Origin of the sequence: Lysinibacillus sp. BPa_S21, assembly GCF_023337795.1 — a bacterium.
Lineage (GTDB): Bacteria > Bacillota > Bacilli > Bacillales_A > Planococcaceae > Lysinibacillus.
On record NZ_JALIRS010000011.1, the window covers coordinates 103,856 to 125,561 of the forward strand.

General features: G+C 37.2%; 21 protein-coding genes. 16 read left to right on the forward strand and 5 right to left on the reverse strand.

The features are described 5' to 3' along the window. Nucleotides 1–26 precede the first annotated feature (26 nt). Entirely contained in the window at nt 27–212 is a 186-nt protein-coding gene (locus MOK21_RS19025) for an SE1561 family protein (protein ID WP_049668848.1), read from the reverse strand. Between the two features lie 368 nt (nt 213–580). On the opposite strand from MOK21_RS19025, the gene MOK21_RS19030 reads away from it, so the two are divergent. From MOK21_RS19030 to MOK21_RS19045, 4 genes are all read left to right on the forward strand, one after another. Then, complete coding sequence (locus MOK21_RS19030; RefSeq protein WP_249075526.1) at nt 581–1,759, forward strand: MFS transporter; 1,179 nt, start codon at nt 581–583, stop codon at nt 1,757–1,759. Between the two features lie 361 nt (nt 1,760–2,120). After that, nucleotides 2,121–2,756, forward strand: coding sequence for a hypothetical protein (locus tag MOK21_RS19035; RefSeq protein WP_249075527.1), 636 nt, complete (start codon nt 2,121–2,123; stop codon nt 2,754–2,756). 889 nt (nt 2,757–3,645) lie between these two features. Next, nucleotides 3,646–3,930 carry a DUF3221 domain-containing protein gene (locus tag MOK21_RS19040; RefSeq protein WP_249075528.1) on the forward strand — a complete coding sequence of 95 codons (285 nt, stop codon included), beginning with the start codon at nt 3,646–3,648 and terminating at the stop codon, nt 3,928–3,930. A 487-nt stretch (nt 3,931–4,417) separates the two neighbouring features. Further along, nucleotides 4,418–4,807: a RidA family protein gene (locus MOK21_RS19045; RefSeq protein WP_249075529.1), complete on the forward strand. Its 390-nt coding sequence runs from the start codon at nt 4,418–4,420 to the stop codon at nt 4,805–4,807. A gap of 279 nt (nt 4,808–5,086) precedes the next feature. Here the strand turns inward: MOK21_RS19045 and MOK21_RS19050 are convergent, their stop codons facing one another. From MOK21_RS19050 to MOK21_RS19060, 3 genes are all read right to left on the reverse strand, one after another. Beyond that, nucleotides 5,087–5,515, reverse strand: coding sequence for a HEAT repeat domain-containing protein (locus tag MOK21_RS19050; RefSeq protein ID WP_249075530.1), 429 nt, complete (start codon nt 5,513–5,515; stop codon nt 5,087–5,089). Between the two features lie 209 nt (nt 5,516–5,724). Beyond that, the gene (gene rlmD, locus MOK21_RS19055; protein WP_249075531.1) at nt 5,725–7,107 is read right to left on the reverse strand and encodes a 23S rRNA (uracil(1939)-C(5))-methyltransferase RlmD; all 1,383 of its coding nucleotides are present in this window, start codon (nt 7,105–7,107) and stop codon (nt 5,725–5,727) included. Nucleotides 7,108–7,151: 44 nt separating this feature from the next. Next, the gene (locus MOK21_RS19060) at nt 7,152–7,970 is read right to left on the reverse strand and encodes a polysaccharide deacetylase family protein (protein ID WP_249075532.1); all 819 of its coding nucleotides are present in this window, start codon (nt 7,968–7,970) and stop codon (nt 7,152–7,154) included. A 284-nt stretch (nt 7,971–8,254) separates the two neighbouring features. On the opposite strand from MOK21_RS19060, the gene recX reads away from it, so the two are divergent. The 3 genes from recX to MOK21_RS19075 are packed head-to-tail and all read left to right on the forward strand — an operon-like array spanning nt 8,255 to nt 9,654. After that, nucleotides 8,255–9,058: a recombination regulator RecX gene (gene recX, locus MOK21_RS19065; RefSeq protein ID WP_249075533.1), complete on the forward strand. Its 804-nt coding sequence runs from the start codon at nt 8,255–8,257 to the stop codon at nt 9,056–9,058. Continuing rightward, nucleotides 9,055–9,384: a YfhH family protein gene (locus MOK21_RS19070; protein ID WP_249075534.1), complete on the forward strand. Its 330-nt coding sequence runs from the start codon at nt 9,055–9,057 to the stop codon at nt 9,382–9,384. The genes recX and MOK21_RS19070 overlap by 4 nt, the downstream gene beginning before the upstream one ends. Beyond that, on the forward strand, nt 9,385–9,654 hold the full coding sequence (locus MOK21_RS19075; protein WP_249075535.1) for a YfhJ family protein: 270 nt from the start codon (nt 9,385–9,387) through the stop codon (nt 9,652–9,654). Between the two features lie 40 nt (nt 9,655–9,694). Here MOK21_RS19075 and MOK21_RS19080 read toward each other — a convergent pair whose 3' ends face one another. Next, nucleotides 9,695–10,681: a metal-dependent hydrolase gene (locus MOK21_RS19080; protein ID WP_249075536.1), complete on the reverse strand. Its 987-nt coding sequence runs from the start codon at nt 10,679–10,681 to the stop codon at nt 9,695–9,697. Between the two features lie 208 nt (nt 10,682–10,889). Between MOK21_RS19080 and mutY the strand changes: the two genes are divergently transcribed. From mutY to nikC, 9 genes are all read left to right on the forward strand, one after another. Further along, nucleotides 10,890–11,924 (forward strand): A/G-specific adenine glycosylase, encoded by a 1,035-nt coding sequence (gene mutY, locus MOK21_RS19085; protein WP_249075537.1) that lies wholly within the window; start codon nt 10,890–10,892, stop codon nt 11,922–11,924. Between the two features lie 84 nt (nt 11,925–12,008). Then, nucleotides 12,009–12,185: a gamma-type small acid-soluble spore protein gene (locus MOK21_RS19090; protein ID WP_249075538.1), complete on the forward strand. Its 177-nt coding sequence runs from the start codon at nt 12,009–12,011 to the stop codon at nt 12,183–12,185. A gap of 566 nt (nt 12,186–12,751) precedes the next feature. After that, on the forward strand, nt 12,752–13,300 hold the full coding sequence (gene ntdP, locus MOK21_RS19095) for a nucleoside tri-diphosphate phosphatase (RefSeq protein ID WP_100545160.1): 549 nt from the start codon (nt 12,752–12,754) through the stop codon (nt 13,298–13,300). A 503-nt stretch (nt 13,301–13,803) separates the two neighbouring features. Next, complete coding sequence (locus tag MOK21_RS19100; RefSeq protein WP_283164804.1) at nt 13,804–15,549, forward strand: ABC transporter ATP-binding protein; 1,746 nt, start codon at nt 13,804–13,806, stop codon at nt 15,547–15,549. Nucleotides 15,550–15,925: 376 nt separating this feature from the next. Then, nucleotides 15,926–16,939: an ABC transporter ATP-binding protein gene (locus MOK21_RS19105; protein WP_249075539.1), complete on the forward strand. Its 1,014-nt coding sequence runs from the start codon at nt 15,926–15,928 to the stop codon at nt 16,937–16,939. Beyond that, on the forward strand, nt 16,914–17,888 hold the full coding sequence (locus MOK21_RS19110; RefSeq protein ID WP_249075540.1) for an ABC transporter ATP-binding protein: 975 nt from the start codon (nt 16,914–16,916) through the stop codon (nt 17,886–17,888). Before MOK21_RS19105 ends, MOK21_RS19110 begins: the two co-directional genes overlap by 26 nt. A gap of 36 nt (nt 17,889–17,924) precedes the next feature. Beyond that, the gene (locus MOK21_RS19115; protein WP_249075541.1) at nt 17,925–19,538 is read left to right on the forward strand and encodes an ABC transporter substrate-binding protein; all 1,614 of its coding nucleotides are present in this window, start codon (nt 17,925–17,927) and stop codon (nt 19,536–19,538) included. Between the two features lie 237 nt (nt 19,539–19,775). Further along, nucleotides 19,776–20,780, forward strand: coding sequence for an ABC transporter permease (locus tag MOK21_RS19120; RefSeq protein WP_249075554.1), 1,005 nt, complete (start codon nt 19,776–19,778; stop codon nt 20,778–20,780). Between the two features lie 15 nt (nt 20,781–20,795). Beyond that, nucleotides 20,796–21,689 carry a nickel transporter permease gene (gene nikC, locus MOK21_RS19125; RefSeq protein WP_249075542.1) on the forward strand — a complete coding sequence of 298 codons (894 nt, stop codon included), beginning with the start codon at nt 20,796–20,798 and terminating at the stop codon, nt 21,687–21,689. Nucleotides 21,690–21,706: the final 17 nt, after the last annotated feature.

The window sequence follows — 21,706 nt, forward strand, 5'->3', positions numbered from 1 at the left end:
CCACTTGCTTTTATCTTCATTAGTAATTATTGTTCACGAGCATTAAATTGCTCCATTTTGTCTTCTAGATCATCCATCATTTGAATTAAACGATCAATATCCTCTAATTCAGTTGTTTCAGGATCAATGGCATCTAAAACTTCTAAAAACATTTCAAGACGTTCTTTTAAGTAATTCATTTGCTGTTTTTTATCAGTGATTGGATTTGACATACATACACCTCATTTCATCCCCTCCATCTTAGCTGATTTGGGACTAAATTTCAATGTTTAGGTAAACGCCTAGGACTTAGCGATTATTTTGCAAAAATCAATAGACAGAATATTTACAATATTAAACGTGTGTGTTAAATTAATATTAAGAAAAAGTAAAGGAGCTGATTTAAAAGGTCAAAAAACTCTAACTCGAAAAGGAGGGAGTTTAAACAAGTACTCGGCCAATAAAAAAGCCGAAATTCGTGTTTATACAATTAAATGGAGATAAGTGTTAGTTAGGCCTTAGCGTAAAATCACATGTGGTGAGCGCTAAGGCTTTTTGATATGCTGTTATTTGGAAGATTGATTTGATGTTGGAGGAAAAGATGACATACTTCTCAGATTACAGCAAAAAAAGATTTGCCATTTTAGTGTTAATTGTATCTATTTCAGGCTTTTCACAAGGGATGCTTTTACCGCTAATTTCAATTATTTTCGAACATGATGGAGTTTCCTCTGCGTTGAATGGATTGAATGCAACAGGTCTATACATAGGAACTTTATTAATCTCACCGTTTATCGAGCAGCCATTACGAAAATGGGGCTACAAACCTATTATTTTAATTGGCGGGGCGCTTGTCTTCGTTTCGCTGTTAGCTTTTCCTTTATGGAAGAGTGTGACCTTTTGGTTTATCCTCCGCTTAGTTATTGGTGTGGGGGACCATGCATTACACTTTGCAACACAAACGTGGATTACAAGCACCACAGATCATAGAAGCTTAGGAAAGAGTATGGCTATTTATGGCTTGTCCTTTAGTACAGGCTTCGCAGTCGGACCTTTGATGGTGAAACTTATACAAGTTTCAGAGGCATTACCGTTTATTATTTCTTCAATTATGTGCTTATTTGCATGGGCTTTTGTATTCCTTTTACAAAATGAAAAGCCAGAGCGTTTAACGGGAGACCTACATGCGAGGGGCTGGCATCGTTATAAAATGGCCATTGTATTTGGATGGATTGCATTTTTAGGGCCATTTGTTTATGGCTTTTTAGAGTCTTCATTAAATGCTTTGTTCCCTGTATATGCTTTGCGTAAAGGCTTTGACGTGAATATGATTCCTATTATTTTATCAGTCTTTACATTTGGTGGAATTGTAACGCAAGTGCCGCTTGGTGCAATAGCTGATAAAATAGGACGACGCTATGTCTTGATGATCGGCTCGTTTGGAGGGGCTGCTATTTTTGGGATTGCCAGTTTTTTAGAGCATTCACAAATGGCAGTAGCGGTCGCGTTTTTCTTTACAGGAACATTAGTCGGATCGATGTTTTCATTAGGCATTACTTATATGGCTGATTTAACACCAAAGGAGCTACTACCAACAGGAAATCTTCTTTGCGGCATTGCCCTTAGCATTGGTAGCCTAACAGGGCCATTTTTAGGAGGCGTTTATTTAGAATATGTAAATTACAGCTTTCTTTTATTAATGGCGTTGCTTTTGCTAGCTATAGCCATTGTTTTGCTAGTATTTGGGCGGAATAAAAATAAGGGACCAATGACGATGTAAATATTATCCTTAAAGCAGGGTCGCTCGGGTAAGCAGAAGAAATGAAGAGCTAGACGATGTAATTGCTCGGCTCGGAAGTTTTTGCGCAATGTCTAATTTTGGGCAAAATAAAAGAGCGGGGCTCATCTTCCCGCTCATAAAACAAAAAACGCCCAGCAAATCCGTGCTGTTATGGCGTTTTTTGCGTGACAAGGATGTTCCGTCCAAGTCACATAGGTTTGGCACCTAGAATGATATTATACAGACAAGCAAACATAAAATCAAATACTATTTGAGATAGCAATATTTGGACTTTGGATTTTTATCTATATATAATAGAAGAACACTAGCTAGGATTACTAATTTATGAGGAGATTATCACATGCCAGAGTATAAAAAATTATCGATTCATCGTGCATTAACAGAATTAAAGATGCTAAATCACCGTATCGAAGCAGCAACGAATGAAGTGAGTTCAGTGTTAGCTAATCGTAAAAGCAATAGCAAAATTAATGGTGTAGAGATTCAAGAATATGAAAAGCAAATGCAAGCCTCATTCGATAAAGTAGTTAGCTTAATTGATTATCGCAATCAAATTAAGGCACTAGTTGTAGAATCCAATGCTAAAACAAAAGTAATAGTAGGAAAAGAAGAAATGACTGTAGCAGAAGCAATTGAACGCAAACAGTCCATTCAATATGAAAAGGAACTGTTAGAAGTCATGCAACAGCAGTATCGTTCAGCGATAAATACGGTTGCTAAAGAAAATGATGCGCTTCCAGCAAAGCTAGAAACATATTTAGTTAATATATTAGGAAATAAAGATAAACAATCTCCAGAGGAAGTCAAATTACATACAGACACTTTTATGAAAAGAAACGAGTATGAATTAATTGATCCGATGAATGTTAAAAAGAAAATAGAGACGTTAAGTAATCGAATTGAAGAATTCGAGTCAGAGGTTGACGCTGTATTATCGGAATCAAACGCGACGACATTTATTGAAGTGAAAGCTTAGTTAAATATGCATGGCCTAGCGAAAACGGAAAACGAAAAGTCGCTCGCGCTTCAAGACATGTGTGCGAGTTAAAACCTGAAACATGTCTTACTACAAAATGGATAGTTTAATAATCTGAGGTAAAAGCTCAAAGATTAAAGATAAAAGTCCAAAGTTTACGTTTCAAAGATCTTTCGTATTAAAGTTAAAAACTTAACGTTTAAAAATCTTTTAAATCCTGGATTACTGGTTAAGGTGTTGATTTTTCTGGACCGTCCGTCATCCACCAGGCAGCTGGAGCTGTGCATTACATAGAAAAATAATATACAAAACAGGCGTCTCTTAGTTTTAGGAGACGCCTTTTTATACTTTTATATTCGGTTTAAAGCACTATTATATAATCCGCTTATGCAAAACAAAATAAATTTCAAAGAATATTAAATTATATGAAGAAAGATTGGAGGTGCGCAACAATTCTGATATTTATAAATTTTTGTTCAAGTTTCAAAAAAAGTGATTTTGAAACTTTTATAGTCAATAGTACAGGATATTTACGTATAGAGTATACACTCAAATTTTTAAGACCATTGAATCAGTCGCTTTTTAATTAATAAATTAAACTTTATATTTGTTTATTTAACTAAATCATGTCAATTACTTGTCCCTTTAATCAGATTAGTTCAACAATGATGCTTAACTTGTGTCCAACAATCGGGCCAGATTGTTGAATAACAACTTTTTGTGAAAGATTACCAAACGACGCTTTGGGAGCTTTATTTATTATAAATTCTAACTTAAACTATTTAAAAAACGTCTAATTCAATAGGAGGGGAGATTTACGAAAAAACTACTTGCTTTAGCAATTGCACTGAGTTTCCTAATAGCTGGTTGTGGACAAGAGGATACAAATTTGGAACATCAGGAAGGCGTTATTGTAGATATAAAAGAACTTTCAGATGGGATAAACCAAATTTTGGTTATACCAAATATACTTCCTGAAGATATTTCTAATAAGAAGCTGGACGAATTAATAAAGCTTGCTCAAGAAAAGGGGGGAGCATATTATAGTTTTGAAATAGGTAAATATGTGGATTTCCAAGTTGGAACCCATGTAATTGTATATTGGGACGGTTCCCAATTAGATTCTAATCCCCCTCAACGTGGGTTGGATAAGGTAGATATAATCTCAAAATAACCAACACCTCTATTTTTATTAAATTTAAAAGCACCTTAGCTCGCTTAAGATTATATAGTATGCAAATAAATTTTAAATAACGTTCTCAAATCAAAGTTTGGTAATACTTTCAAAAGCCACGAATGCTGTTAAATCAGTGTTTTGTGGCTTTTTGTATGAATATTATCTTTACAAATTTTTATTCAAAGGTATATGAACATAGTCACAATAAGACTTTTCAAGATTTTGCGGAAAACGCTGCGGGTGTGCTGTCCGAATAAAAACGAGTATAAATAGACAATTTATTAACGCTGTAAATCTGCATTTTTCAACCGGCTACTCAACTTCAACTCCCATGAAAGAACTTAATCATCTTTCATTTTCTGGGGTGAAGTGTTGATTTTTGGCGCTTCGACGCTATGTTTTTTGTGTATATTTACTCAAAAGAGAAAGTGATGTTAAAATATTATGAATAATTGGGAAATAAAAAACAAAGGGGAGATAAAGGTTGAAAATATCAAGAAATCCAGAAACTGTACATACACCAGTAGCACCGTACATACACCAAATAGAGGTTACAGGCCCTAGTAAGTGGCTCACATTGTCGGGTCAATTAGGAATGGAAGTGGACGGAACAGTACCAGAGAATCCCTTAGAGCAATTGCAGGTAGCTTTGGACAACATAAAAAGAAATCTGGAATCTGCTAATATGCAAGTTAGTGATTTGACGAAAATGGTTTTTTATTTAGTGGGTGATTTTGAAGCAGAGAGAAGAAGAACTATTATAGCGGATTTTTTAGGTGAACATCTCACTTGCACGACAATGATATATGTAGTTGCTTTAGCTGCGCCAGTATATAAAGTAGAAATTGATGCTTGGGCTTGTAAAGATATTTAAAAAATATTGAGTCTTAAATTTAGAGTAATTTAATTAAAGTTTAGTGAGATTTACTTAAATACTAAGAATTGAGATTAACTCTTTTTTTGTAGCTATAGGGCAGTTAAGTTGATTAATAAGGTGTTTGTTTTATCATTAAACAATAAAGATAAATGATCAAAGAAAAGAAGTAATACAATTTAATATTTGTTTCGATAAACCGCAGCGTAAGATAAGAAAAAGCCATTCCCTCCACAAGCGGAGAGAATGACTTTCCTTCATAAATCGCAAAACTACTGATTACAGTTTCGCCCAACGTTCCTCTAACCAGTTCATAAATTGTACACCTTTGTCGCCTTCATACGCATCAAAGACATCTAAACGCATACGTTTTAGTTTATCTGCAAAGTCTGCCACTGTATGGTCCTTCGGCAAGCTCTTTTTAACCCGCAGGAAAATTTTGTCTGTTCCTTTGATAATATCAAAACGTGCAGGTAATGGCTTCTCTACGTCCTCGCCAAGCGCCACAAGTGCTTCATAGGCTGCTAATTGCACCTTGTTGACAGTATCATGCTGCATACGATTTTTTAATAAATCTATGATTTTGTCATGTTGATAAGCCGATAACTTTTCGACTGCGTCTAAACGCTCTCGCCAGCTAGACGTATAATTGGCCTGTTTCTTTAATGTTTCATACTGCTCAGGTAATGCTGTTTCAAACTGTTTCAAGTAATTGCACCTCTTTTTTTAACTAGAGGAAAAATGAATTCTTCTTCTGCTTCTCTTATTATACGTTGTCTTGGTGAAAATAGCGAAGAATCGCTGGTAAGGATATATATAGAAAATGGTGAATTGCGATTTCATATAACTTTGAAAATTCACTGCAAATAAAGAAAGAAGGCAACAACCTGGAAGGGTAGTTGCCTTCTTTTAAAGGATTAATGTACTTTTTTTAATATAAGTTGAGCAACGCATTCTACCTGCGCCGTCTGTGCAAACATATCCACTGGCTGAATATACTCTACATCATAAAACTTCGACAATTCATTTAAATCCTTTGCTAAAGTTGATGGGTTGCAAGACGTATAAACAAAGCGCTTCGGTTTTAGCTTCAACACAGTGCGGATGAATTCTGGCGCTAGACCTGTGCGGGGTGGATCTACTGTAATAACATCTGGTGTAAATCCTTCCTTGCGCCATTTTGCTAGGACACTTTCGGCTGTGCCGACTGCGTATTTTGTATGCTTGAAGCCATGATTTCTGGCATTTTTACGTGCATCCTGAATGCTTTCTGGAATAACATCCATCCCACGAACTTCTTTTGCTTTGTCAGCTAGCCATAAACCAATTGTCCCAACACCGCAGTAAGCATCTACAACTGTTTCTTTGCCTGTTAATGCTGCTGCTTTTTTAATTTCATCATAGAGATGAACGGTTTGTGTTGGATTCAGTTGGAAAAAGGCGCGAGCTGATAAATCAAAGGCTAATTCGCCAAGCTCCTCGTGAATTGTTTCTTTGCCATCAAGGACAATCGTTTCATCGCCAAAGATTAACGATGTTTTCTCACGGTTTATATTTTGGGCGATCGATACGATGCTTGGGTCGATTTTCTTTATACGTGCAATGAGTTCAGCTAGATGTGGAATTTCTTTGCGTGTTGTCACAAGCACGACCTGCGTTTCACCTGTACGAACCCCTGTACGTACAACAATCGTACGCACTAGGCCATCAAGCGTACGACCATCGTAAATAGTAATATTCAGTTTTTGTAAAATTTTACGTGTGGCCACTGTAATTTTTGACGTAATTGGATGTTGCACAAGGCAATCATTGATGTTCAGTAACTTGTTGCTACCTTCTGCAAAAAGCCCTGCATAGACACGCTTACCTTCTTTACGTACTTGATATTGACTTTTGTTACGATAATTCCATGGATTATCCATCCCTAGCGTTTTGTGAACTTTAACTGTATTCGCTAAAGGCTTAGCATAGCGTTCTAGTGCTTGAATTACGATATCACGCTTTTCAATTAGCTGTTTTTCATATGTCATATGTTGAAGCTGACAGCCGCCACATTCATTGTAAACTGGGCAAGGTGCTTCCTGACGATATTTTGAAGCTTTGCGAATAGTGATTATTTCTGCTTCGGCAAAGTTTCGTTGTGTTTTAGTCACTTGTGCTGTAATTTCTTCACCAGGAATAGCGCCTTTTACGAATACAACATTACGCTTATAAAAGCCTACACCTTCACCGTTAATACCAAGTCTTTTTATTGTTAGAGGAAATTTTTGTCCTACTTCCATTGTTGTTTGCTGCGTCAAGCGTTCCACGTCCCTGTTCTTTTAATATCATCTCCCCATTATAACTAAGGAGCAGACGATTGCAAAGCGACAGGGAAATCTTCGTATTCTAAAACTAAATCGTCAAGGGATAAAAATGTGTAGCCTTGTTTTTTCGCTTCGGCAATAAACTTTGGAAGAGCTTCTGCATTATCTTGTGCAACTGTATGCATTAAAATAACAGCACCAGGGTGTAGCTGTTCCATTAATGCATTGTATGCGTAATCTGCGCCGCGACGGACATCCCTTTCCCAATCCTTAAAGGCAACAGACCAGAAAATATGACGATAGCCTTCAGCATTGCCTACCTCTAATAATTTCGCATTAAATGTACCTTCAGGTGGTCGAGCATATGATGTACGTTTAATACCTGTTAATTCACGTAACTTATCATCGAGTTTCTTCCATTCACTACGCATACCATCTGGCGTAAGCCTCGCCATATTTGGGTGCCCCCATGAATGGTTGCCGATCGTATGGCCATCCTTAACCATACGTTTTACTAAATCGGGGGCACTATCTAAATAATGACCAGTTAAAAAGAAGGTAGCTGGTGCGTGTTCCTTCTTCAATGTGTCCAAAATGCTTTCTGTAAACCCATTTTCATATCCATTATCAAAGGTTAAATAAGCAACTTTTTTATCAGGCTTTCCTTTATAAATTGCACCATACTTCTCAACTAGCTGATCAAGCTGTGCACCAGCCTCTGCTTGTTCACCGTTTTTCGCGCGTTTAAAGCCCCAATTGTGTTCATCAGAACCGGAGGCCGAAAATGGATTATAACTAATTGCCGCGGCAATAATAAAAGTAGCGATGACCGATCCTATAATATGCTGTTTCCACATAAAAACGCATCCTTTCTTTTTCATTAGAATGCGTTATTTTTAAAGAATTATCCTTGTTGATTTTATTCAAAAATTGCTTCTTTTAAATGAAGGAATTAAAGCCACTGAATGAAAATATGCCGACGCAACGCATAATTTTTTTAAAACAGTAGGTTGTACATGTTGATCTTCTAATATTAAAAAGGACAAAACCGCGCGAAATGAAAAATACCGGCGAACACCGAAATACCTAAAAAGCAATACCCACGAAAGATGTTATAATGGTACATAGTGAGGTGTTACGAATGCGTATTATTACGAAAATTGCACGTCAAAAAAACAATCCAGAACGTTATAATATATATTTGAATGAAGAATACGCTTTTCCTGTAGATGAGGCAATTCTCCTTCAATTTGGATTAACGAAGGGAAAAGCTCTTGAGGAATTTGATATTCAGGAAATTGCCTATGAGGATGAGATTCGAAAAGCTTTTAACAAAGGTTTAAATTTTTTGTCTTATCAAATGCGCAGTGAGCATGAGGTTAAGAAAAAGCTTCTTGCGTTAGAGTTTGGCGAAGCAGTTATTTTAGAAGCGATACAAAAGCTTAAATCATACGGTTTTTTAAATGATGAAACTTATTCCAAGGCGTTACTCGATTCGAAAAAAGCTACGATGAAAAAGGGACCAAAGGCAATTCGGCAAGACCTTATGAAAAAAGGGATTGATAAAAGCTTACAGGATGAGGTACTTGCTACATATAGTCATGCGGAACAGGTGAAGCTTGCGACACAATTGGCTGAGAAAGTCATTCGATCAGAAAAAAAGAAAACTCCAACACAAATAAAAGCTAAAATTCAAGATTTTTTAATGCGAAAAGGTTATTCTTTTAGTGTTGTTGATGAGGTGCTTGGTCAAATAGAGATCGAGCAAGCTGAAGATGAATGGCAACAGCTTCTGGATGTACAAGGCGAAAAAGTTTGGAAAAAGTATTCATCGAAGTATACTGGTTATGAACTGAAAATGAAAATAAAGCAGGCACTCTATCAAAAGGGGTTTCCTATAGAGGTTATAGATCGTTTTATAGAAGAGAAGGAGAATGAGGAATGAACGAAAAAAATTATGCTGCAATGTCAGAGCACGAATTACGTGAGGAAATAGCCATGTTAAAGGAAAAGGCACGTAAGGCGGAACAGCTAGGTATTATTAATGAATTCGCTGTATACGAGCGTAAGTCTTTAATGGCTGCAGCTTATTTAGTGGATTTGGATACAATAATTCCTGGAGAAATGTATCGTATTGACGGTTCTGCAAATGAATTTTTCCAAGTGGATTATTTAAAAGGACGCTTTGCCTGGGGACATCGCTTAGGGGGCGAAAAATACCAAGAGGCGTTACCTGTTTCAATGCTATCTCCTGTAAAGGCGGGCAAATAAATGGAAGAAATAATCGAGAAACTAACGGCTGAGTTACTTGCAAAAAACCCGCAAATGTCAGTAGGACGTGCACGAGTTTGGATTGAGCTATTATGGAGTGATTTTGAATCAACTTCTGCAAAAGCTGGCTATGCTTACCGTGGTGCTGATTACACTGAAAATTTAGTGCGTCAATTAATTACCAGCTATGGTGATAAACTGCATGCATTTGCAGGACGTAATCCAAAATACGCACATTTACTTGATGCTAGTGATGATATAATGCAATAACAAAACCCTGACCATACATTTGGTCAGGGTTTGCTGATGTTTAATTACTTGCACCAACCTGTAATTTTTTCTGAAGTTTATCTTCTGTAAAAATCCAGCCAGTGTATGAAGTGATAATCTCATTGTCATCGTTTAAATGAGCGACAGCAACGAAAGGATAGCGATTATCACTACGGTAACGCAGATCAATTAATCTTACTTCTGTTAAGCCATTATCAAGTTCCGAAATTTCCCAACGGTACAATGGTGAGAATGACACGAAAGCAGCAAGATTCGGATCTTTCAAAGCTATATCAATAAGGGGCGTTTTCGGTAAAGGTTTTATTTCGAATTTATCGTAAATATTAACAGTTCGCCCATATGCACGGCCCACGTAATAATGTGTTTTTGATTTTGCTGCAATTCGCCAGTGGAAGAATCGCATTGTAGGGGCTACAATCACATACTCTTCATCTTGAATGGTATTATGCACAGCATTTTTCACGGCCTTTTGGACTGCAAAACGTAAAATGTAATAAACGATAATAATAAGATACATGATACTAAATGTCCAAACGGGATTTACACCAAATGCCCAAAGTAAAATGCCGAGACAATGTAATGTAAAAATAATAGGATCAAAGGTATTAATGACACCCAGTGCAACCCATCTTCTAGAGAATGGTCGAAGGGCTTGTGTACCGTAAGCATTGAAGATATCAACAAAGACGTGAAGTGCTACAGCTAAAAATGTCCAAAGCCATAAATGAAACACATTTGCGTCTTGAATAATAATGGCTAAAACCGCTGTAATTAAGATAGGCCAAATAGCTACTGCAGGGAGTGAATGTGTAATTCCGCGATGATGTCGAATATAAATTGCGTTGTTGCGCAGTTTTAAAACTGTATCTACATCAGGTGCCTGTGAGCCGATAATCGTACCTGCCATTACTGCGGTAAAGGTTAAAGAATGATTTGCTACAACGGGGTCAGCTAATGCAAGACCACCGAGAGCTATACCCATAACGAAATGTGTGCCTGAATCCAAAAATATCCACTCCTTGTATGCATCAAAATAGAGTACAATTTGCATACATGTATATTTCAATAATCGTAATACTGATATTTCTCTATTTAGACTGTCGTCTAAATTTTAAACCTAGAAAAAATGATGGCGCTTTTTGTCGTTTATGATCTTTTCTTAATTGTATACTCTTTTTACCATAAATAAAATTGTAAAGACGCAGGAGGTCACTGTGAATTATCCATATGTAACAGAATTTCGACAATCTTTAGTCGAATGGTTTAATGTTGAGAAACGTGATTTACCTTGGAGGCATACTACTGATCCTTATAAAATCTGGGTATCAGAAGTGATGCTACAGCAAACACGTGTCGACACAGTTATTCCGTATTACAATCGTTTCATGGAAAGCTTTCCAACAATAGAATTACTCGCGGAAGCACCACAAGAATACTTATTGAAGCATTGGGAAGGCCTCGGCTATTATTCCCGTGCACGTAACTTACAAGCGGGTGTTCGTGAGGTATTAGAAAACTATGGTGGGGTAGTACCCGATAATCGCCATGAGATTTCAAAATTAAAAGGCGTAGGTCCCTATACTGCTGGAGCTATTTTAAGTATTGCCTATAATAAGCCCGAACATGCGGTTGATGGCAATGTTATGCGCGTTTTAAGTCGTGTACTTACTATTCATGATGATATTGCAGCTCCAAAGACTAAAAAGATTTTTGAAGCGGCAGTTGAGGAACTGATAGATCCTGAAAATGCATCGTCCTTCAATCAAGGCCTAATGGAACTTGGTGCGCTTATTTGTACGCCAACTTCACCAAAGTGTTTATTGTGTCCAGTTCGCGAATACTGTACTGCTTTTAATAAAGGTGAGCCCGAAAAGTTACCTGTCAAATCTAAAAAAGTAAAGATGAAGCATATCACTTATGATGTACTTGTCTGCCAAGATGACGAAGGTCGAATTTTATTGGAGCAGCGTCCTGCAGAGGGTTTACTTGCTAATCTATGGCAGTTTCCAATGCTTGAACACGGTAAAGATTCAATAGATACTTTAAAAAATGATTATGCTATGAATGTTCAATCGCAACAGGATTTGCTAACATTTAAACATGTTTTTTCACATTTAACATGGCATATAAATAGCTATTTTATGAAATGTAATTCAGCAGTAAAGGGCGAATGGCTAACACGCGAACAAATAGAAGTATTGCCAATGTCCGTCCCAATGCTGAAAATTTGGCAAGAGATTAAGGATTAATCAAGAAAATTAAGTTATTAAAAATTTATAGGCATAAAAGCATTCACCTCGGTACACAATAATGAGCGTGGAGGTGAATGAATCATGAAAAAGCAAAACAACCAAAATTTCCAACCGAATAAAAACATGCAACGTCAAAGTCAAGAATTTGGTTATGAAACAGATGTTAATGAAGTGCAAAAGCAAAATGCTAAAGCGGAGCAAAAAAAAGCTCAAGCTTCAGGTAACTTCAACAAAACTAACCAAGATCATGGTGAATAACACTTTGTAATTGCATAATTGCATTTACCTCTAAGGAGCTGTCTAAAATCGAAAAGATTAAAAAAGGCGGCTCCTTTTTAATTTTTATATAGCAAGAGGAGAAAATTGCTCGGGTAGCCGAGGAAACTGCTCAGGTAGAACGGAGAACTGATCGGGTAGCTGATGAAACTGCTCAGGTAGTCCGGAGAACTGATCGGGTAGCCGTGGAAACTGCTCAGGTAGAACGGAAAACTGATCGGGAGGCCGATGAAACTGCTCAGGTAGAACGAAGAACTGATCAGGTAGTCAAAAAAGCGCTCAGGTAGACCAGAGAACTGATCTGATGCGAGTAAGAACGGCTCTAATTCAGAAAAAAATCCGATTTGATTATATAAATATAAGCAAAAAAATTCCCATTGGGTTGTTATTGTGATAAAATTCGCTTCAAATTAACGAAATTTTATACAAATTTTAAAGAGCGCAGGGAAATTTGTGGTTTTCTAACTACACCTTTCGCGTACACATTGCTATAATATACTAGAGACTGCTAGATTTAGGTAGCATAGACGAAAAGGTGGGCTTCAAAGATGGCAATACCGGTAGAAGGAGAAACGATACAAATACATAGTTATAAGCACAATGGCCGTATCCACCGTGTTTGGCAAGAAACAACGGTTTTAAAAGGAACGAAAAATATCATTATCGGTGCGAATGAACGGACACTTGTGACAGAATCCGATGGTCGTACGTGGCTAACGAGAGAGCCTTCTATTTGTTATTTCCATGCGGAGCACTGGTTTAATATCATTTGCATGCTACGTGAGGACGGTGTGTATTATTATTGTAATCTAAGCTCACCATTTGTTTTCGATAATAATGCCATTAAATATATTGACTATGATTTGGACATTAAAGTTTTCCCTGATATGTCTTATTCACTTTTAGATGAGGATGAGTATGAGCTACATAGTAAGGAAATGTCTTATCCAGATGTCATTGATAAAATTTTAAAGCGCAATGTCGATAAATTAATTAGCTGGATTCAACAAAAAAGAGGACCTTTTGCACCTGATTTCATCGATGCCTGGACAAGTCGTTATAAGTTTCAGCTCGATATGCAAGCAGATGATTGTTAGTTGCACCTATTAGTTTTACTAATGGGTGTTTTTTTATCGAAAAATAAGTAACTTGTTATGGTAATATTGTAATGTATTACAAATATTTAGGGGTGAATTATGAATACAGGCTATATTATAGGTACATTATTTTTTTTGACTGGTAGTTTTATGTTGTTTATGCACAGACTTGTAGCCGAGGCGGTCCGTTATTTGGGTCACTTTGTGAATGATACTATACATATGAATAATGAATTATACGTACCCTCTTTTGGGTTCATACTAGTAGGTGTGGTTTTTATAGTACTAGAATATGTATCAAAAAGATTAAAGGAAAAAATGTAAAAAGGATTGCTAGTTGCAAAATAGTTCGTGACTAAGCTAAATTAACTGTACTTCAAACAAAATATTGCTATAATACGTTTGGACATTCATTTTTTATGGATGTCTGTTTCTTTTTTTGTATGAAAAGATAGAAGGGGTTATTTGCTAAATATGTTTTCTGATAAGGATGTGATAAAAAATTGAGCAGTATAAAGCGTTATATGAGATTTGTAAAACCATATACATGGGAAATTATTTTAACAGTTTTAATTGGGATAGTGAAATTTGCGATTCCGTTATTTATTCCATTACTCATAAAAATTGTGTTAGATGATATTATCGCTGCAGATCATCTAACGGATGCAGAGAAGACAAAAGAACTGTTTTATTGGTTAGGTGGTACGATCATTGTATTCTTTATTATTCGACCACCAATTGAGTATTACCGTCAATATTTTGCTCAACATGTCAGCAACAAGGTGCTTTTCGATATTCGAAAACAAATATACGCACATTTACAGCGACTAAGTTTAAGATATTATGCCAATACAAGAGCTGGCGATGTAATTTCAAGAGTGATTAATGATGTGGAACAAACAAAAAACTTTATCATGACAGGCTTGATGAATGTTTGGCTCGACCTTGCAACAATTGTTATTGCTATCGGTATTATGCTTGCCATGGATGTGAAGCTTACGCTAGTAGCATTAGTTGCGTTCCCGTTTTATGCGTTTAGTGTGAAGTACTTCTTTGGGAAACTTCGATCTTTAACACGTAAACGATCACAAGCACTTGCAGGTGTGCAAAGTTATTTGCACGAACGTGTAGCTGGAATGAGCATTATTAAAAGCTTCACGCTAGAAAAACATGAACAAAAATTATTCGATGAAGCAAATGGTGAATTTTTAGAAAAGGCACTAGATCATACGAAATGGAATGCAAAATCATTTGCGGTGGTCAATACCATCACAGATGTAGCACCACTCCTAGTAATTGCTTATGCAGGTTACCAAGTTATTAATGGTCCCCTTTCAGTTGGGACAATGGTGGCCTTTATTGCCTATATCGAACGACTTTATGGTCCACTTCGTCGTCTTGTTAGTTCATCAACGATGTTAACACAATCATTTGCATCAATGGATCGAATGTTTGAATTAATGGATGAACCCTATGAAATAAAAAACAAAGCTAATGCGTTAGAGCTACCTCGGGTAAAAGGGGAGGTCCGCTTTGACAATGTGAACTTTCAATATGAAGAAGATGGCGCGCGAATTTTAAACAATATCAATTTTACTATTAAACCTGGAGAGACAGTTGCATTTGTAGGAATGAGTGGCGGAGGAAAATCAACTATTATTAGTTTGATCCCTCGCTTTTATGACACTACAAGTGGAGCGGTGTGTATTGATGGCCATGATGTTCGAGATGTAACATTACATTCTTTACGCTCACAAATTGGCATCGTCCTACAGGATAATATCTTATTTAGTGATTCAGTAAAAGAGAATATTTTAATGGGTAAGCCAGGTGCTTCCGATGAAGAGGTTATTGCTGCGGCAAAAGCAGCAAATGCACATGATTTTATTATGAGTTTGCCAAATGGCTATGACACAAAGGTTGGGGAGCGCGGCGTGAAGTTATCAGGTGGACAAAAGCAGCGGGTGGCGATTGCTCGTGTATTTTTAAAAAATCCTCCTATTTTAATACTTGATGAAGCGACTTCTGCATTGGATTTAGAAAGCGAGGCACTTATTCAAGAATCGTTGGATGTACTTGCCCATGAACGTACAACTATTATAATTGCTCACCGACTTTCTACGATTACACATGCAGATAAAATTTTCGTTATCGATCATGGACAATTAATTGAAAGTGGTACGCATGAGCAATTAATGCAAAAAGAGGGGACTTACTTTAATTTATTCCAGGTGCAACATTTAGATTGAAGTGCAACGTTATAATAGAAAAATCTGGCTCACCATACTGTGGGGTTGATTTCCATTCCGGCCAGGCGCTTTGTTATTCTCATGATATATGTTTTAACAAAATGTCATCTCTATATTTTATTAATGAGTCATAATCTAAAAATAGCTTTCCGTTTAACATAAATGGAAGGCTATTTTTTTGTCTTAATTATAAAATCTTATTAATTAATAAGATATTATTAATACGAAACTCGAACAATGTAGAAAATATATGTTAATTGCAGAATAATAATGATTGAAAGAGCAATGGTTTTTGGTTAGAATTATCTGAAAATAGGGAATTGAGCGATAGTTATTTCAACTAAATAAAAATATGGGTAGGATGGAGCGATTGATCATGAGAAAAAAGCTGCTAGAAATAAAAGGTTTAAAGACAACCTTTTTTACAGATGATGGACAAATTCCTGCCGTAGATGATATCGACTTTTCTGTTCATGAAGGCGAAATTTTAGGGATTGTAGGGGAATCAGGAAGTGGAAAAAGTGTCACATCACTGTCCATTATGGGGTTAATACCGTCGCCACCTGGAAAAATAACGGGTGGGGAAATACTATTAGATGATCAAAATCTCGTAACATTATCGGATAAACAAATGCAGAAAATTCGTGGGAAAGATGTGGCGATGATTTTTCAGGAACCTATGACATCCTTAAATCCTTTATTTACAATAGGGGATCAGTTAAAAGAAGCCATATTAATTCACAATCCAAAATGGTCGAAAAAAGAAGCCTTTGCAAGGGCAATTGAAATAATGAAGCTAGTAGGTTTACCGCGTGCTGAGGAATTATTAAAAGATTACCCACATCAACTATCTGGAGGGATGCGACAACGGGTCATGATTGCAATGGCACTTGTCTGTGATCCAAAGGTATTGATTGCTGATGAGCCGACAACTGCTCTAGATGTGACGATACAAGCTCAAATCTTGCAGCTTATGAAAGATTTAAATAAACGTCTAAACACAGCTGTTTTATTAATTACACATGATTTAGGAGTAGTTGCAGAAACATGCGAGCGAGTTATCGTGATGTATGCAGGTCAGATTGTAGAGGAGGCACCAATTCAGGAAATATTCGTGAATCCAAAGCACCCCTATACACAAGGGCTTATTAAATCTGTACCAGATATGCGTTATAAAAAGGACAATCTTTACTCTATACCTGGTAGTGTACCTAAGCCTGGAAGTATTCAGGAAGGTTGTCGTTTTGCGGCCCGTTGTGAATTTGCAATGGAACGCTGTGTACAAGAAACACCACCTTTATATGAAGCAGCAGAGCAGCATAAATCAAGATGTTTTTTACTAGAGAAACAGGAGGTGGAGCAACATGTCGAAAGTGTTGTTGAAAGTTGATGGTTTGAAAAAATATTTTCCCATTCGGAAGGGTGTTTTGAACACACAGGTTGGGGACGTAAAGGCAGTGGATGATGTTTCCTTTGAAGTCTTTGAAGGAGAAACATTAGGTATTGTAGGTGAGTCCGGGTGTGGTAAATCAACAACTGGTCGACTTTTAATGCGATTGCTTGAGCCAACGGAGGGTGAGATTGAATTCGCAGGCAGAATGATTTCGGAATTATCAAACAATGAGATGCGTAAAGCCCGTAGAGACATTCAAATGATTTTCCAAGATCCTTATGCCTCTCTTAATCCGAGACATAATATTGGAAAAATACTGGAGGAGCCACTTATTGTTCATGGCATGGGCAATGCTAAGGAACGGAAACAGAAGGTTTTAGAGCTTCTCGAAATTGTGGGGTTAAATGAATATCATGTAAAACGTTACCCCCATCAATTTAGTGGTGGTCAAAGACAGCGTATTGGGATTGCCCGTGCTTTAATGACGAATCCACGTTTAATTATTGCTGACGAGCCTGTCTCTGCACTGGATGTATCAATACAGGCGCAAGTATTGAATTTATTGCAAAACTTACAAAAGGACTTAAAGCTAACTTATATTTTTATTTCCCACGATTTAGGGGTTGTACGCCATATTAGTAATCGTGTAGGTGTGATGTATTTAGGGAAATTAGTGGAGTTAACAGCAAGCGAGGATTTATATGCTGAGCCACTTCACCCCTATACACAGACACTATTATCCTCGGTACCTGTTCCAGATCCTACGTTTGAACGTGAACAGCACATTATTTCTGGAGATATCCCAAGTGCTTCAAATCCGCCAAGCGGGTGCACATTCCATACGAGATGTCCATTTAAAAAAGAAGAATGTTCTCAAGTAGTTCCGAAAATGCAAGAAGTCAAACCGGGTCATTATGTTGCTTGTCATCTATACGATGCAATCTAACATTCAATGATATAAAAAAACTTAGGGGGAAATTCAATGAAGAAAAAGAAGTTTTGGACTTTGGGTGTAATGCTTATCCTTGTTCTTTCGACAATCTTAGCCGCTTGTGGCGGTTCAGATACTAAGGATACGGGTAGTAAAGATACTTCAAGTGGTGGCGATAAAGCTAGCGGCGGACCAAAAACATTAGTATATGGGCGTGGTACCGATTCAACTGCACTCGACCCAGCGACAGTGACAGAAGGTGAATCGTTTAAAGTTACGGTTAACATCTATGAGACTCTAATTAACTTTGGAGAGAAAGATGTAACATTGCAGCCTGGGCTGGCAAAATCTTGGGAACCTTCAGCAGATGGATTAACGTATACGATGCAACTTGAAGAAGGGGTTAAGTTCCATGACGGTACTAATTTTAATGCTGAAGCAGTCGTGAAAAATTTTGAGCGCTGGAAAGCTGGTGCTGATAAATTCCCATATTACTCCTCTCAATTTACGGTAGGTGGAAAGCAAGTAATTGAGTCGATTACTGCAGATGGTGATTATAAAGTTATATTTAAATTATCTCAACCACAAGCAACATTCTTGAAAAATTTAGCGATGTCTCCATTTGCTATTGCTTCACCAGCAGCATTTGAAAAAGATGATGATTCACTAAAGGATCATCCAGTAGGTACTGGTCCATTTAAATTTGTAGAGTGGAAACGAAATGATTCCATCACAATAGAGAAAAACCCAGATTATCGTATAGCAGATTTGCCGAAATTAGATAAAGTTATATTCCGTTCTATTCCAGAAAACTCCACACGATTCAATGAATTAACTAACGGTGATGTCGATATAGTTGATGGTTTAAGTCCATCAGATAAAGCTTCAATCGAATCAAATACAGATTTACAACTAATCGAACGTCCATCTATGAATGTTGGCTATCTTGGATTAACAGTAACTCGTCCACCTTTCGATAACGTAAAAGTTCGTCAAGCAGTCAATTATGCAATCGATAAGCAAACATTAGTAGATGCATTTTTTGAAGGCTTAGGCGAGACAGCAAAAAATCCAATGCCTCCACTAGTTGCAGGCTACAACGATGACATTAAAGGCTATGAATATGATCCAGAAAAAGCAAAAGCATTATTAGCTGAGGCTGGCTATGACGGTAAAGAAATCGAGCTATGGGCAATGCCTGTGCCACGTCCGTACATGCCAGATGGTCAAAAAATAGCAGAAGCTATTCAAAAGAATTTAGCAGACGTTGGTATGAAATCTAAAATTGTATCGTTTGAATGGGCTACGTATTTAGAGAAGGCGGAAAAAGGAGATGCGGATGCATTCTTACTTGGATGGACAGGTGATAACGGCGACGCGGATAACTTCCTTTATACTTTATTAGATGGGGATAACATTGGTTCTAACAACTATACATTCTATGACAACAAAGATTTACACAAAATATTAGTTGCAGCACAAACTGAAATGGATGAAGATAAGCGTAATGCTCTTTACAAGCAAGCTCAAGAGATTATCTCTAAAGATGCACCATGGGTTCCGATTGCTCACTCTACTCCGATTTTAGCTGCTAACACTAAAGTGACAAACTATATTGCACATCCGACAGGTTCTGACCGTTTAGAAGCAGTAGATATGAAGTAGGCATGAAGAGCTGCCCTAATAGGTTTTAATTTAAAAGGAATTTTAAAGAATCTGCTTGCTTTCTGCGGGTAAGCCGTAGAAAGTTAGCGGATTCTTTTTACTAGCTAGAGGTATTTTTTCTGTATGAAAGACCAATCAAACCGTTTGGTGAAGGCTGACCCTTTCTACAGTATGTGTAAAGACTTCAATGCTTTTCATGCAAAAGTATATTTTGAAAATAACAGAGGGGTGAAGAAAATGCTTCACTATATGGGAAGACGTTTATCTCAATTAATCCCAGTTTTGCTTGGAATGACTTTTATCGTTTTTATGTTAATTCGTGCAATTCCTGGTAATCCTGCACAAGTAATTTTAGGACAGCAGGCAACGAAAGAGGCGGTCGAAGCGTTAAACGCAAGTTTAGGATTAGATAAGCCATGGTATACACAATATTTTAGTTATTTAGGTGGCATTTTTCAGGGGGATTTAGGGGTATCATTACGTACTAAATTACCTGTATCTGAGGAAATTTTCCCTTATTTAGCGGCAACTGCTGAACTAGCATTATTTGCAATGATTATCGCCGTAATAGTTGGCGTAAATGCAGGTATTATTTCTGCATGGTTCCAAAATTCTTGGTTCGACTATGTGGCAATGGTAGTTGCTTTAATTGGGGTGTCTGTACCAGTCTTCTGGCTCGGTTTAATGGAACAATGGGCTTTCAGTAATCAGCTTGGTTGGTTTCCGACATCTGGGCGCGAAAATGTGAGGGATCCAATAACCGCCATTACTCATTTTTACTTACTCGATACGCTAATACAAGGCCGCTTTGATCAATTTACTGAAGTAATAAAGCGATTAGTATTACCGGGTATGGCACTTGCGACAATTCCAATGGCAATTATTGCAAGAATGACTAGGTCGTCAATGCTTGAAGTAATGCGCTCCGACTATGTACGCACCGCTAGAGCAAAGGGACAAAAAATGTTTATTGTTGTTTACAAGCATGCTTTAAAAAATGCAGTTATTCCAGTGTTAACAGTAATCGGTTTGCAAACAGGATTACTGCTAGGTGGAGCCATATTAACCGAGACAATTTTCAGCTGGCCTGGAATTGGTCGTTATATTTATGATGCCATTGGTTTCCGAGACTATCCTGTTATTCAATCAGGTATATTAGTAATTGCTTTTATTTTTATCATGATTAATTTAATTGTGGATTTACTGTATACGGTGATAGATCCACGGATTAAATACAAGTAGAGGGGGGAAGCGATAATGACTGGAGCAATAGATATTAAAACAGAAGTAGCACCAAGTCGTGAACGAGCGGTAGGTCCTTGGAGAGAAGGCTGGCGTAGCTTTAAAAAGAGCAAAATCTCCCTAGTAGGCGTAGGCATTGTATTATTTTTTGTTATACTTGCTATATTTGGTCCACTGATTGCTCCCGAAGGAATTAATGAACAAAATTTTTCGAAGCGTTTATCAGCACCCTCAAGTGAGCATTGGTTTGGCACGGATGACTTTGGTCGGGATATTTTCTCTAGAGTAATACATGGAGCTAGTATTTCATTGAAGGTAGGCTTCTTTTCAGTTATTCTATCTGCTGTTGTAGGTAGTTTCCTTGGCATTATTGCTGGGTATTACGGAAGATGGATTGATACGATAATCTCGCGTATTTTTGATATTCTGTTAGCATTCCCTAGTATTTTACTTGCTATTGCAATAGTAGCAGTACTTGGACCATCATTACAAAATGCATTGATTGCCATTGCCATTATTAACGTACCGAATTTCGGGCGTTTAATTCGTTCGAAAGTATTGAGTGTTAAAGAAGAGGAATATATTGTAGCAGCAAAGGCGATTGGAATGCGTGATTCACGAATTTTGTTCTCGCATATTTTACCAAACTCAATGACGCCAATCATTGTACAAGGAACGCTAGCGATAGCGACAGCGATTATTGAAGCGGCAGCACTAGGCTTCCTTGGATTAGGAGCGCAAGCACCGGCACCAGAATGGGGGAAAATGTTAGCGGATGCCCGCATATTTTTATTGAAGGCACCGTGGACGATGATTTTCCCAGGTTTAGCTATTATGTTAACGGTTCTAGGTTTTAATCTAATGGGTGACGGTCTGCGTGATGCGCTTGATCCGAAAATGAAAAGTTAATAAAAAAAGGGCGGAGA